Origin of the sequence: Saccharobesus litoralis (assembly GCF_003063625.1) — a bacterium.
Lineage (GTDB): Bacteria > Pseudomonadota > Gammaproteobacteria > Enterobacterales > Alteromonadaceae > Saccharobesus > Saccharobesus litoralis.
This window is the reverse complement of sequence record NZ_CP026604.1, coordinates 4,564,050-4,577,226: the sequence shown is the minus strand read 5'-3', so window position 1 is coordinate 4,577,226 and position 13,177 is coordinate 4,564,050. Positions and strand designations below refer to the sequence as shown.

Sequence of the window (13,177 nt, the reverse complement as noted above, 5' to 3'; positions counted from 1 at the left end):
TTTTAAACGGTTAGTTGGATTAGGAAAAGGAGTAGGAAATGTTAATTTTAACGCGTCGCGTTGGCGAAACTCTAATGATTGGTGACGATGTTACTGTGACTGTCTTAGGTGTTAAAGGCAACCAAGTTCGCATTGGTGTTAATGCACCAAAAGAGATTTCTGTTCACCGCGAAGAAATCTACATGCGTATACAAGCGGAAAAAAATCAACAGGAACCTAACGGCAATATGTAGTCGATTAGATTTCAGTTGATATAGTCTTCTCGCTAAGGTCTTATGGTTCATTGTCAGCGCTTACTCGCCCCAATCACATAATAGAGCATATGCTCATGGGGCCTCGAAGCTTGACGGCTTTGCCTATATGGATGTAGGTACTTAGGTTTCGTCTGGAACTAGAAACCTGCCCCTAAAACCTGATCGCTTTGACTATAAATAAAAAGCCGATGTTAAGTCGGCTTTTTTGATCTTAGCGCTGTAATAATCATCTAGAGCCTATCTTGCTCATTCTGGCTTTATACTTCTTTGTTAGTGCTGATACTCGACTAAGGTTAGCGCATCTTTTCAATATCCCAGCGTTTTGATTAGCACATGGTGTTTTATTCCAACAAAAATAAGTAAAAAGCCTTAATTTTTTGTTAATCACCACTATATACCTGTAGGAGTAAGGGTTAAAATTGACCCGTAATCCACTTGGTTGTTATCCAAGATAATAGTTAGACTGTTTTAAAGGAATCCCACTTTTATGGCTGAGAACGAAGCTCGCCCGTCAAATTTTGTACGCAATATTATCGACAAAGATTTGGCAGACGGTAAACATGCCTCAACGCATACCCGTTTCCCACCTGAACCCAATGGTTATTTACATATAGGCCATGCAAAATCAATTTGTTTAAATTTTGGTATTGCCCAAGATTATAAGGGTAAATGTAATTTACGCTTTGATGATACTAACCCAGAAAAAGAAGATATTGATTACGTTAATTCTATTCAAGAAGATGTGAAATGGTTAGGTTTTCAGTGGGATGGTGATATTTGTTATTCATCTAACTATTTTGATCAGTTACATGATTACGCAGTAGAGTTGATTAAAGCGGGCAAGGCATATGTTTGCTTTTTAAATGCCGAGCAAACACGTGAGTATCGCGGCACGTTAAAAGAACCTGGTAAAAACAGCCCTTACCGTGATACCAGTGTTGATGAAAATTTAGCCTTGTTTGCCAAAATGCGCAATGGCGAATTTAAAGAAGGCGAATGTTGCTTACGTGCCAAAGTTGATATGGCATCTTCTTTTATGTGCATGCGCGATCCGGTTTTATATCGCATTCGCTTTGTTCATCATCATCAAACCGCTGATAAGTGGTGTATATACCCAATGTACGATTTTACGCATTGTATTTCGGACGCAATTGAAGGTATTACCCACTCGCTATGTACCTTAGAATTCCAAGATAATCGTCGCATTTACGACTGGATCCTCGATAACATTAGCATTGAAGCTCGACCGCATCAGTATGAATTTTCACGCTTAAATCTTGAATACACAGTTATGAGTAAGCGTAAATTGAATACTTTAGTGGTAGATAATCACGTTGAAGGATGGGATGACCCGCGCATGCCGACAATAGCCGGCCTACGTCGTCGAGGTTATACCCCTGCGTCTATTCGTGAATTTTGTAAGCGCATTGGTGTGACTAAGATGGAAAATATGGTCGAAATGGGCATGTTGGAAGCTTGTATTCGCGATGACTTAAATAGCAACGCAGCTCGAGCTATGGCGGTAATCGACCCTGTTAAAGTGGTTATTGAAAACTACCCACAAGGGCAGGTTGAGCAATTAGAAGTGTCTAACCATCCGCAGAATGAAGAGTTTGGTAAGCGAATAGTGCCATTTTCCCGCGAGTTTTTTATTGAAGCAGAAGACTTTCGCGAATCTGCTAATAAAAAATATAAACGCTTGGTATTAGAAAAAGCCGTTCGTTTACGCGGCGCTTATGTGGTTACAGCTACGCGGTGTGATAAAGATGCAGATGGTAATGTAACCACGATTTATTGTACCTACGACCCAGATACATTAGGTAAAAACCCAGCAGACGGTACTAAGCCTAAAGGGGTGATCCATTGGGTATCTGCCAGTGAAGGTAAGCCTGCGACAGTACGTTTGTACGACCGTTTATTTACTGTACCAAACCCAGCGGCTGAAGAAGACTTTACACAAGTATTAAACCCTGACTCGTTAGTAGAAATGAAACATGCCATTGTAGAGCCAAGCTTGGCTGAATTAGCGACAGGTACTGCGGTTCAATTTGAACGTATGGGTTACTTTTGTCCGGATCAGTCTAGCTCAGCGGATAATCTAGTATTTAATCGAACGGTTACTTTACGCGATACTTGGGCTGGTTAGTCTATACATTCAAACGTGTTTGATAATTTAATAAGCCGACGTTGAGTCGGCTTATTTGTTTATTGGGTGCTACTACCCTGTTACAAAAAGCAAAAATATAAATAAGCCTAATACTGCAATATTAAACATGAGTATTGCTTTAAAGCCTTTCATGCCTTGTTCTATAGTCCAGCCGTTGTGTCTTAAATACAGATACCAAAGGCCAAATGTGATAAGTGGAACAAATAAAAATAGTCTAATCATTTTGTAAAATAGCTTGTTTTCAATACGTTAGGCGCTGTAATCTGCAAAGTATAACACCCGTTTGTGAGTTAGTAGGCCACTCAATTTATGATAAGTATAAATGGCAAATTTGCCAACTATATGGATAAAAGACTTATTTCTGTTTTTTTGTTGGGTATGTCTAGTGGCTTTCCTTGGGTGATCATAGGCTCAGCGTTGTCAGCTTGGTTAAAAGATGAAGGTTTTTCTCGATCTGAAATTGGTTATTTAGGCGCTATTTTTATTGCGTATTCAATAAATTGGTTGTGGTCGCCTTTGGTCGATCGAATTAAATTACCTGTTCTACATCGCTTTTTAGGGCAGCGGCGCAGTTGGATATTGTTTTGCCAATCCCTTATAGCGGTAGGATGCATTAGTTTTGCCAATTTAACCTTGCAAAACCAATTAGTGATACTTGCGGTGAGTGGCTTACTTATATCATTTGCTTCAGCGACTCAAGATATTGCAATTGATGCTTTGCGCATTGATTTTTTTAAGCATGACGAAAGTGAAAAAATACCTCTAGCCGCGAGCATGGCGACATCAGGTTGGTGGACTGGATACGCGGCGCTTGGCAGTATTCCGTTGATATTATCTGATGCCAGCGGCTGGCAATGGCAAGATGTCTATTGGGTGATTGGCGCTATTATGCTGTGTTTGATGCTCCCTGTACTTTGGATACGCGAACCCAATAGTAATCGAGAGCAAGTGCAATCTGCATTAGAAAAAATATATGCTGAAAAATTAGCCAAGCAAGGCGCTAAGGGCTCGCTTTCTCAATTGTTAGCTTGGTTAGTGGTATCTGTTTTTGAACCCTTTGCTGAATTTTTTAAACGTAACGGCATTAAACTCGCGTTAACGATCCTTTTGTTTATTTTCACGTTTAAGTTAGGTGAAGCCATTTTGGGGCGTATGTCTATCGTTTTTTATAAAGAAATAGGCTTTTCCAATACCGATATTGGTATCTATTCTAAAATGATCACTTGGTGGGTAACAGTGCTGTTTTCACTAATAGGTGGTTGGGTTACTGCTAAACAAGGCATAGTTAAAGGATTAGTCGTTGCGGGTATTGCTATGGCTTCAAGCAATTTGTTGTTTGCTGTGATGGCTCAAGTCGGCCCCAATTTAAATCTATTTATATTTGCCGTGATAGTTGATGGTTTCACTGCCGCTTGGGGTACAGTGGCTTTTGTATCATTTATTTCTTTGTTGTGTAGCCATACATTTTCGGCCAGTCAATATGCGCTAATGGCTTCAATAGGAACTGTAGGGCGTACATTTATTGGTGCCTATAGCGGCGTGATGGTTGATGCGTTAGATGGTAATTGGACAATATTTTTTATCATCACTACTTTGATGATTATTCCTGCTTTGTTTCTACTTTGGCGAATTAAAGCACAAGTGAGCCAGTTGGAAACAAAAGCCAGTTAATGCGTGGGGAAGCGTTTTGTTAGCTGTTGGTTATGGCCTTATCCCTACACAGTCAAAAGGCACGCAACCTTGGCCTTCTAAATACTCAACACATAACTGCATTTCTTCAACTAGGTAGTCGTCCTGCAGTAATTGTTGTTCTGGCCAGTAACTGAGTAGATGGATTAAATGCCAAAATACACGCTCGACTTGCGAATAGGGTTCATCCTTACGAATAGTGACCTGTGTCCATTCTTCGAGCGTATCCCATAAAAACAAATTAAGCTCGTTGTACGGTAAATTTTTTTCACAAAATTCGCGTACATAATAGCTAAGTTGTTTCTTTTTAAGCTCTATGAATTGGTTAACTATCACGACTATAAGTATTCCTCAATTAATTCTTATGCTCTACTTTGTCATTCGTATAACAATACATGTCAAAATATATCTTTGTATATCAAATGGCCCAAAATAGCTGAATACTGGTCGTCAACAGGTTTTCTCGTTGACGACCTAAGTATAGACGCTGATTAGCTTTGCGGAAGTAAGGTGACGCGTTTAATTAGAACAATTTGTTTGGGAACGTCCGGTTGTCCTAACTTTGGGTTAAATTCAGTCTCTAGTTGCTTAAACTTTTCTAATATTTCGCTATTTGAATCAATTTCTCCAAACACGGTATATCCCCAGTTACGACCTGGGTTCAAATGATCATTGTCATTGAGGTTAAAAAAGAATTGTCGAGCTGCTGAATGAGGGTCATTCATTCTAGCCATGGCAATCGTTCCTTCATCATTTTTTAAGCCATTGCCACTTTCATTAACTATGCTGTCTCGTTTAGGCTTTTCTTGAAAGTTTTTATCATAGCCGCCAGTTTGAGCCATGAAATCGCCAATTACTCGATGAAAAATAACCCCATCAAACTCACCTTTAACAACATAGGTTAAAAAATTATCAACCGTAATAGGAGCACGTCGGCGATTAAGCTCTACTGTAAAGTCGCCCAACGAGGTTTCGAATTTAACTCTTGGATACAACACATCGGGTTGAATTCGTTTGTCCGCAGCAGCTTGCGCACTAATGGCCGTGGAAAAAAGCAGTAAGGTGATAACCTTGAAAATGTGAGAAATCATTTTTAAGTGTCCTTTATTCATTTATTTTAAAAGCAGCAAGAATGACAAATTTGTCATTGCTGGCAATATTTTTACAATTGCCGAAAATACGTTTTAGCTTAGTATGATAACCAAGGTGGCGATTACCAACAATGCGTAGCTCCCCCTTTACTTTGAGTACGCGCTTAGCATCATTAAACATTTGCCAAGCAATGTGGTCGGTAACGGCATTTGCCTGATGAAAGGGAGGGTTACATAAAATAACATCAGCGCTATTTGATGCTTGATTAGTTAAGCAATCATCTTGTATTACATTAACCTTTACTGTTTGGCTTTGTTGTTTATCTTTAGTGTTATTTATATTTTCTAGTGTTGTTTCTACTGCCTGTGCAGATTCGTCGCTAGCGATTAATAAAGAAGGCGTAAACGCTTGAAGTACGTTAACACTGAGTAAGCCATTCCCACAGCCTAAATCAATGACGCTTTTTTGATTACAGTTAGGTAAATTTTCGGCTAAGAAGCGTCCGCCTATATCAATTTTACCGCGAGCAAAAACATTAGGCGCAGCGGTGTAATTAACACCGTTAAGCGGTTTTTTAGTGGTTGACCAATAAGAAAATACGGGTGTAGATTCCACTGGGTCGAGCAGAGTTAAGTAACGGGCTTTTTGTTTAATGCGGCTGGGAACCACTTGTTTAAAGTAGCTCTTGAGTAACTTGATTATACTCGGAGTCAATTCAACTGCTTTGCTAGCGATGATAATGGCCGGTTTTGTCTTACCACTACTGCGCAAATATTCGACTAACTGTATTAATAAAAACTCGAGGTAAGCTACGGATTTAGGCAATTTAATGATTATACTTTGCCAATGGTTGTTTGCTGAAAAAGCTTGTGTTTGCGAGAGCACATGGACTGAGCTATTCGTTTCTGTGTGAAGGGCTGTTGGCCAGTTTCTCGTTAAATTATTTTTTAGTGCTAACTCACTCACTTTTGAGTCGGTATAACTATATAAAGCTATATTGGCAATTAACTTTAATGTTTTTAATTGATGCAGGCTCACTGCCAAAGCACCAAAGGCGTCGTTGATTAGCAGGGTGTTGCCTAACGTTATTTCCCCATCAAGGATCTGTTGTAACACATATTTGTCAGCGGCATCCCACGCACGTAAATTGGCATCGGCAAGTTGTGGTGGATAACGCCACAATTCAACTTGGCTAGCCGGCTTTGGTTCGTGTTGTGATTGCTGAGAAGAGTGCAATGCTAATATTGTTTCGTTAGACATGAAAAGTCGCTACTTTTTATAATCTTCTGTTTAGGTTTCGTTTGGTAATGGAAACCTGTCTTGATCCATCGATTATTTTGATTATTGATTTAATTCAAGGCACGAATAGTCAAAGCGATCGGGTTTTAGGGGCAGGTTTCTAGTTCCAGACGAAACCTAAGTACCTACATCCATATAGGCAAAGCCGTCAAGCTTTGAGACCCCATGAGCATATGCTCTACTATGTGATTGGGGCGAGTAAGCGCCGACAATGAACCATAAAACCTGAGCGAGAAGACTATAAAAAGCGTGGATTTTAACTAAACATATCAAGAAAACCTAGCTTGTTTAGCACAATGTAATGATTAATCACTTTGGACAATTCAGTTATAATGAAAAAGTGGTTTGTTTAGGGCGTGTTTATGCAGTTTCAGTTATTTGATAATACGCATTCGGCTTCGCAATTGGAGTTGCAAGGTAAAATGCCTTGGCAAGATAGCGATGTATATTATTTCCCTAATTTATTTTCGTTAAGTGAATCTCGGCATTATTTTCGACTACTTGAGTCGTTAAACTGGCAACAGGAAACCTTGAATTTATATAATCGAGAGGTCAAAACCCCGCGGTTACAATCATTTTATGGCGATAACGGCGTTTATTATACGTATTCTGGCCAGCGGTTTGATGCTACAGAATGGGTACAGGTGTTGTCGTGTCTTAAACCTTGGTTAGCATCGACATGTAGTCAAGTGCTTGGCCGTACCATCCAGTTTAACGCTATGTTGGGTAATTATTATCGTGACGGTAATGATAATATGGGATGGCATGCGGATGACGAGCCGGAATTAGGCCAAGAGCCTGTTATCGCGTCGTTGAATTTTGGTGCAGCCCGAGACTTCAAATTTAAGCACAAATTTTCTTCTCAACAACATAACTTGCTATTAGAAAATGGTAGCTTGTTGATTATGGCAGGCAAAACTCAACAATTTTGGTATCATAGCTTACCTAAAAGGATGCGAGTTGCAGAGCCTAGGATTAATTTAACCTTTCGCTATTTAATTAACTCGCCCAAATAAATCATTGCGTGAGTAAAATGTCAGTCGAATCAGTAATTATAGAAAAGCTAACTCAAACCTTTGATCCAGCCGTACTTGATGTGATTAATGAAAGTCACATGCATTCTGGACCAGCAACAGAGTCTCATTTTAAGGTTATTGTTGTTAGTGACAACTTTATTGGCCAGCGCTTGTTGGCTAGGCATAGAGCGGTTAATTCTTGCTTAGCTGATGAGTTGGCAGGACCTGTTCATGCGTTAGCCATCCATGCTTATCATCCTGAAGAATGGCAAACGCGAAAAAATGATGTTCCTCTATCACCAAATTGCTTAGGTGGCAGTAAAAAAGCCTAATAATGTTAAGACACGCCCCGATAAGACGATTAAAACAATAAACAAAAATAATGAAGCAAATATCTTTTTTTATTGATCAAGTTAGTGAATGGCTTGGCAAAATAACCGCTTGGTTTACTTTACTCATGGTTGTCTTGATGACATCTGTCGTTGTGATGCGCTACGGCCTAAATATAGGCTCGATTGCGCTACAGGAGAGTGTATCTTATTTTCACGCAGCGGCATTATTGTTTGCCGCTGGCTATACATTAAAATATGACGAGCATGTTAGGGTTGATGTTTTTTACCGTCACTTTTCACTTAAGAAAAAAGCAATGGTTAATTTATTAGGCCATCTTTGTTTGTTATTGCCTGTGGTGATATTTATCTTTTGCATGAGTGTCGAATACGTTGCTAATGCTTGGCAGATTAAAGAGGCTTCCGCTGAGCCGGGCGGCTTACCCTTAGTGTATGTACTTAAGTCATTTATTTTAGTGTTTAGTGTTGTCATGGTATTGCAGGCAGTCAGTGAAATTATCAAAAGTATTTTGCTATTAACACAGTCACAGTCACAGTCACAGACACAGTCACAGACACAGTCACAGTCTCCGTCACAATCACAACAACAGTCACACAAGGAGAGTATCTAATGGAATGGCTCTCAGTATTACTTTTTGTTGTTGTCTGTTTGGTTTTAATGTCGGGCTATCCAGTGGCGCTAGCCTTAGCCGGAACCTCAATAATATTTGCTACCTTAGCCAGCTTGTTTGGCGCTTTTGATTTTAGTTTTTTTAATGCCTTGCCGAGTCGCTTATTTGGCATTGTTAATAATCAAACCTTGCTCGCGGTGCCTTTATTTATATTGATGGGTGTCACGTTAGAAAAGTCTAAAATTGCTGAAGATTTGTTGATATCTATGGCGCAATTGTTTGGCCGTTTTAAAGCGGGTTTGGCGCTAAGTGTAATTTTAGTTGGTATGTTACTAGCGGCCAGTACCGGCATCGTTGGCGCAACGGTTGTGACAATGGGCTTATTGTCTTTACCTGCAATGCTTAAGCAAAAATACCCAGCATCCTTAGCAACTGGCATTATTTGTAGTACGGGGACGCTAGGGCAAATTATTCCACCTTCAATTGCTTTAGTCTTGTTGGGTGATGTTTTGTCAAACGCTTATCAACAAGCGCAAATTAGCCAAGGGATTTTTTCGCCTGAAACGGTTTCAGTGGGTGACTTATTTGTCGGTGCCTTAATTCCGGGGTTAATACTGGTTGCTTTTTATGCGCTGTACGCCATTTACGCAGTGTACACAGACAAAAATGTTCAACCGGTTAAAAACGATAATGACAATATTAACCTTATCGCGTTACTGAAAGCGTTATTACCACCACTGACGTTAATATTTATTGTTTTAGGCTCTATTTTATTGGGGTTTGCAACGCCGACCGAAGCTGCCGGCATAGGCGCATTTGGTGCTTTAGTTTTGGCGGCGGTTAAGGGCAAGCTCAATGTGGATCAAGCTCAGTTAATAGGCCAAGACACAGTTAAAGTCACGAGCATGATTTTTCTGATCTTAATTGGTGCGTCTATCTTTTCCTTGGTGTTTAGAGGGTTAGGGGGCGAAGATTTAATTCATGATGTTTTCCATAATATGCCAGGTGGGGTTTGGACTGCCATCCTTGTGGTGATGCTGGTGATATTTGTATTGGGTTTTATTCTCGACTTTATTGAGATCACTTTTGTTGTAGTGCCGATTGTTGGACCTGTGCTTCTAACTATGGGGGTTGACCCGATTTGGTTAGGGATCATGATAGCCATTAATTTGCAAACTTCATTTTTAACCCCACCATTTGGCTTTGCTTTATTTTATTTGCGTGGTGTTGCCCCAGCGAGTATTAAAACCGCGCAGATCTACAAGGGCGTTGCGCCATTTATTGTTATTCAACTATTGGTTTTAGTATTGCTGGCTGTATGGCCTGAGTTGGCTACTTGGTTACCTGAAATAATGTATGGCTAACAGATAAAGAATTAGGACAATTATGCGCAAAGTCACGGATTTGAAGCCATCAACCGCAGTTGAATTGTTTTTTTTCAATGCAGTTCATAAAAAAGCCCGAGCGCGAGCTGAATATATTGGTTGTATCGAAAACCAATACATGATGTTTCGTTGGCCAAAGTCGAAAGATAGTCGCGATGCGAGTTCGCTACGATCTGGGGTTAAAGTCATGGCACGAGCTTTGGTTGATGATTTTCACATGGACTACATTGTTTTTTCTGCAGCAGTTCAAGCTAAGATAACTTATAAAGAGCCTATTTTAGTGCTGGATTACCCACAAGAGGTGCAAACTCAAAAACTGCGTACTCAGCCAAGAATTAAAGTTGAACTAATGGCGGAAGTTAAAGTGCCGCAAATGAACTTAGATTTAATTGCCTTGTTAACGGATTTTTCGTTGAGCGGTTGTAAATGCGAATGTTTGCCTAGCGATGGTAGCAATCATGATTTTGCTGAATTAGAAGAAAATTTGTTAGAAAAAGAATTAACTATAAACGCGCAATTTGATCCGGTTAGTCAAACTGAAACCACGCTGAAAGCCGTAGTGAAAAATGTTAATGCTAAAGAAAAGTTGCATTTAGGCCTGAAGTTTGAGAAAAACGCCAACCAGAATTTACAAAGTATTTTTACAAAGTTGCTGCTAGATATGCAGGGCATATCGTTGACGGAACTTGAACAAGAATAAATAGGACAATTATGAAGAAGTATTGTTTAGCATTAGTCACAGGATTAAGCCTATTGTTGGCGGCCTGTGGTGGTAATGACACAGCAGAAACTGGCGCTGCGCCAGCCGCTAAAAAGTTTAAGTGGAAGCTTGTCACTAGCTGGCCTAAAAATTTTCCAGGTCTGGGACACGGCCCCGAACTATTCGCCCAATATGTTAACGAAATGTCTGGCGGTCGCTTAACCATAAAAGTATATGGTGCTGGTGAATTAGTTCCGGCTTTTGGAGTTTTTGACGGTGTGCGCAATGGTGCCGCTGAAATGGGCCACAGTGGCTCGTATTTTTGGAAAGGTAAAATTCCAGCCTCACCTTTCTTTTCTTCCATTCCTTTTGGTATGAACGCTCAAGAGTTGAATGCGTGGATCCATTATGGAGATGGCTTAGCACTTTGGCGCGAGCTTTATAAACCATTTGGCTTAGTGCCTTATGCCGGTGGCAATACAGGTGTGCAAATGGCGGGTTGGTTTAATAAGGAGATCAACTCGTTGCAAGATATTCAAGGTTTAAAAATGCGTATTCCGGGCTTTGCTGGCGACGTATTTAAAAAGGCCGGAGGTGTGCCGACTACGTTACCGGGTGGTGAATTATTCACTGCATTACAAACGGGTACAATTGATGCCACAGAATGGGTTGGGCCATATAATGATTTAGCATTTGGTTTTCACAAAGCGGCTAAATATTATTACACCACGCCTTGGCATGAGCCAGGTTCGATGCTTGAGTTTATTATTAATGAAAAAGCGTTGGCGGCATTACCTAAAGATTTACAAAAAATTATTGAAGTGGCCGCGCGAGCCGTTAATTCAGACATGCTGTCAGAATATACCGCGCGTAACCAAGAAGCACTACAAACATTAACCAAGCAACATGGTGTAGAGGTACGTCAGTTACCTGCTGATGTAGTTGCCGCCTATAAGCGATACAGCCAACAAGTCATTGACGAATTAGTTGCGACAGATAAAACGGCTGACAAAATTTATCAATCGTACTCTGCGTTTTATCAAAAAGTTAAGCAATACAATCAGCTATCTGAGCAAGCGTATTACGCTTCACGTGATCTTAACTGATCAGATCAGTTAACGATGACAATATCTTTAGAATAGCGCCGTTGTCGGATTCAGTTCCAATAAATCAATGGCGCTAGTCAATAAAAATTCATTCGATTAGGAAAATTAATATGGTTATCAAACCTAAAGTTCGCGGTTTTATTTGTACAAATGCTCATCCCGTTGGTTGCGCGGCCGCAGTACAAGAGCAAATCGACTATGTTAAGTCAAAAGGTCAATTAGAAGGGCCTAAAAATGTACTGGTTATCGGTTCTTCTACTGGCTACGGTTTAGCTTCGCGCATTACCGCTGCATTTGGTGCAGGTGCAAAAACCTTAGGTATTTTCTTTGAAAAACCAGCAACTGAGAAAAAAACCGGTAGCGCGGGTTGGTACAATTCTGCTGCGTTTCAAGCGGCAGCTGAAGAGGCTGGTTTATACGCAAAGAATATTAATGGTGATGCTTTTTCAAATGAAATCAAGCAACAAGCAATTGATATTATTAAAAAAGATTTAGGCAAAATAGACTTGGTTGTATACAGCCTTGCGGCGCCACGTCGTACTGATCCGAATACGGGTGAAGTTTATTCTTCTACGTTAAAGCCAATTGGTTCATCTGTTACCACTAAAAACCTAAATACTTCTAAGCGCGTCATTGAAGATATTACCGTTGAAGCAGCGAATGAAGCAGAAATCCAAGGCACGATTGATGTTATGGGTGGAGCTGATTGGGAAATGTGGATCGATGCATTACAACAAGCTGACGTGTTAGCCGAAAATTTCAAAACCACGGCTTATACTTATATTGGTAAAAAGTTAACTTGGCCAATTTATGGGCATGCGACCATAGGTAAAGCGAAAGAAGATTTAGATCGTGCTGCGGCTGCGATTACTGAGTCTGTTGCTAATGTAAATGGCAAAGCTTATGTCACCTCGCTAAATGCAGTTGTCACTCAAGCAAGCTCTGCCATTCCTATTATGCCTTTGTATATTTCAGGTCTTTTCAAAGTGATGAAAGAGCAGGGTACATATGAAGGGGTTATTGAGCAGATCGCAGGCTTATTTTGGGAAAACCTTTATGGCGAAAGCCCGCGTTTAGACGAGGCAGGTCGTTTAAGTCAAAACTACAAAGAGCTTGAAGATAAAGTTCAAGATGCTGTACAGAAAATCTGGGATGAAGTTGATACTGATTCAATTGATGAATTAACCGACTATAAAAGTTATCACCATGAGTTTTTGAAGCTGTTCGGTTTTGAAGTTGATGGCGTTGATTATGACGCGGATGTCAGCCCGTTAGTTGATCTTAAAATTGAAGAATAAACCTTGACATTTATTTGCTGACTTGAAGCAATATCGTTTATTTTTTAACAGGCTGCCTTGCGCAGCCTGTTGTTTTTTTACCCATCCTTAAATGTGAACAATCCTCATTAGTATCACCTGGTTATTTTTTCATCATTTCGTAGCAAAATTGGCGCAAGCTGCTAGTTTTTATTAGCGTAAAATTACGATTTTGTGCTAAAATTTGCCGGT

The 13,177-nt window shown here is 40.1% G+C and carries 13 protein-coding genes; 10 read left to right on the top strand and 3 right to left on the bottom strand.

Annotated features, from left to right (window positions below):
* Nucleotides 1–38 precede the first annotated feature (38 nt).
* The 3 genes from csrA (at nucleotide 39) to C2869_RS17060 (ending at nucleotide 4,092) form a co-directional block, all read left to right on the top strand.
* Nucleotides 39–233: a carbon storage regulator CsrA gene (csrA, locus tag C2869_RS17070; protein WP_108604095.1), complete on the top strand. Its 195-nt coding sequence runs from the start codon at nucleotides 39–41 to the stop codon at nucleotides 231–233.
* Between the two features lie 508 nt (nucleotides 234–741).
* A complete protein-coding gene (glnS, locus tag C2869_RS17065; protein WP_108604094.1) occupies nucleotides 742–2,400 on the top strand; it encodes a glutamine--tRNA ligase in 1,659 nt (552 codons plus the stop codon).
* Nucleotides 2,401–2,763: 363 nt separating this feature from the next.
* On the top strand, nucleotides 2,764–4,092 hold the full coding sequence (locus tag C2869_RS17060) for an AmpG family muropeptide MFS transporter (RefSeq protein WP_228710695.1): 1,329 nt from the start codon (nucleotides 2,764–2,766) through the stop codon (nucleotides 4,090–4,092).
* Between the two features lie 30 nt (nucleotides 4,093–4,122).
* On the opposite strand, the gene C2869_RS17055 is transcribed toward C2869_RS17060, so the two are convergent.
* From C2869_RS17055 to C2869_RS17045, 3 genes are all read right to left on the bottom strand, one after another.
* Nucleotides 4,123–4,446, bottom strand: a complete 324-nt coding sequence (locus tag C2869_RS17055) for a hypothetical protein (RefSeq protein WP_108604092.1) — start codon at nucleotides 4,444–4,446, stop codon at nucleotides 4,123–4,125.
* Nucleotides 4,447–4,601: 155 nt separating this feature from the next.
* Nucleotides 4,602–5,201: a peptidylprolyl isomerase gene (locus tag C2869_RS17050; protein WP_108605102.1), complete on the bottom strand. Its 600-nt coding sequence runs from the start codon at nucleotides 5,199–5,201 to the stop codon at nucleotides 4,602–4,604.
* A 13-nt stretch (nucleotides 5,202–5,214) separates the two neighbouring features.
* Complete coding sequence (locus tag C2869_RS17045; protein ID WP_108604091.1) at nucleotides 5,215–6,462, bottom strand: methyltransferase; 1,248 nt, start codon at nucleotides 6,460–6,462, stop codon at nucleotides 5,215–5,217.
* Between the two features lie 401 nt (nucleotides 6,463–6,863).
* Here C2869_RS17045 and C2869_RS17040 point away from each other — a divergent pair, with 401 nt between their 5' ends.
* From C2869_RS17040 to fabV, 7 genes are all read left to right on the top strand, one after another.
* A complete protein-coding gene (locus C2869_RS17040) occupies nucleotides 6,864–7,517 on the top strand; it encodes an alpha-ketoglutarate-dependent dioxygenase AlkB family protein (RefSeq protein WP_199915585.1) in 654 nt (217 codons plus the stop codon).
* Nucleotides 7,518–7,534: 17 nt separating this feature from the next.
* Nucleotides 7,535–7,849, top strand: coding sequence for a BolA family protein (locus C2869_RS17035; protein WP_108604090.1), 315 nt, complete (start codon nucleotides 7,535–7,537; stop codon nucleotides 7,847–7,849).
* Between the two features lie 50 nt (nucleotides 7,850–7,899).
* The gene (locus C2869_RS17030; protein ID WP_108604089.1) at nucleotides 7,900–8,478 is read left to right on the top strand and encodes a TRAP transporter small permease subunit; all 579 of its coding nucleotides are present in this window, start codon (nucleotides 7,900–7,902) and stop codon (nucleotides 8,476–8,478) included.
* Nucleotides 8,478–9,842, top strand: coding sequence for a TRAP transporter large permease (locus tag C2869_RS17025; RefSeq protein WP_108604088.1), 1,365 nt, complete (start codon nucleotides 8,478–8,480; stop codon nucleotides 9,840–9,842). The genes C2869_RS17030 and C2869_RS17025 overlap by 1 nt, the downstream gene beginning before the upstream one ends.
* 22 nt (nucleotides 9,843–9,864) lie before the next feature.
* Nucleotides 9,865–10,563, top strand: coding sequence for a hypothetical protein (locus C2869_RS17020; protein ID WP_108604087.1), 699 nt, complete (start codon nucleotides 9,865–9,867; stop codon nucleotides 10,561–10,563).
* Nucleotides 10,564–10,574: 11 nt separating this feature from the next.
* A complete protein-coding gene (locus C2869_RS17015) occupies nucleotides 10,575–11,669 on the top strand; it encodes a TRAP transporter substrate-binding protein (RefSeq protein WP_108604086.1) in 1,095 nt (364 codons plus the stop codon).
* A 110-nt stretch (nucleotides 11,670–11,779) separates the two neighbouring features.
* The gene (gene fabV / locus C2869_RS17010) at nucleotides 11,780–12,967 is read left to right on the top strand and encodes an enoyl-ACP reductase FabV (RefSeq protein ID WP_108604085.1); all 1,188 of its coding nucleotides are present in this window, start codon (nucleotides 11,780–11,782) and stop codon (nucleotides 12,965–12,967) included.
* Nucleotides 12,968–13,177: the final 210 nt, after the last annotated feature.

Coding starts and splice junctions, on each gene's coding strand:
- C2869_RS17050 (WP_108605102.1), bottom strand. CDS start 5,201: ATGATTTCTCACATTTTCAAGGTTATCACCTTACTGCTTTTTTCCACG.
- C2869_RS17040 (WP_199915585.1), top strand. CDS start 6,864: ATGCAGTTTCAGTTATTTGATAATACGCATTCGGCTTCGCAATTGGAG.
- C2869_RS17045 (WP_108604091.1), bottom strand. CDS start 6,462: ATGTCTAACGAAACAATATTAGCATTGCACTCTTCTCAGCAATCACAA.
- C2869_RS17035 (WP_108604090.1), top strand. CDS start 7,535: ATGTCAGTCGAATCAGTAATTATAGAAAAGCTAACTCAAACCTTTGAT.
- csrA (WP_108604095.1), top strand. CDS start 39: ATGTTAATTTTAACGCGTCGCGTTGGCGAAACTCTAATGATTGGTGAC.
- C2869_RS17060 (WP_228710695.1), top strand. CDS start 2,764: ATGGATAAAAGACTTATTTCTGTTTTTTTGTTGGGTATGTCTAGTGGC.
- C2869_RS17015 (WP_108604086.1), top strand. CDS start 10,575: ATGAAGAAGTATTGTTTAGCATTAGTCACAGGATTAAGCCTATTGTTG.
- glnS (WP_108604094.1), top strand. CDS start 742: ATGGCTGAGAACGAAGCTCGCCCGTCAAATTTTGTACGCAATATTATC.
- C2869_RS17025 (WP_108604088.1), top strand. CDS start 8,478: ATGGAATGGCTCTCAGTATTACTTTTTGTTGTTGTCTGTTTGGTTTTA.
- C2869_RS17020 (WP_108604087.1), top strand. CDS start 9,865: ATGCGCAAAGTCACGGATTTGAAGCCATCAACCGCAGTTGAATTGTTT.
- C2869_RS17030 (WP_108604089.1), top strand. CDS start 7,900: ATGAAGCAAATATCTTTTTTTATTGATCAAGTTAGTGAATGGCTTGGC.
- fabV (WP_108604085.1), top strand. CDS start 11,780: ATGGTTATCAAACCTAAAGTTCGCGGTTTTATTTGTACAAATGCTCAT.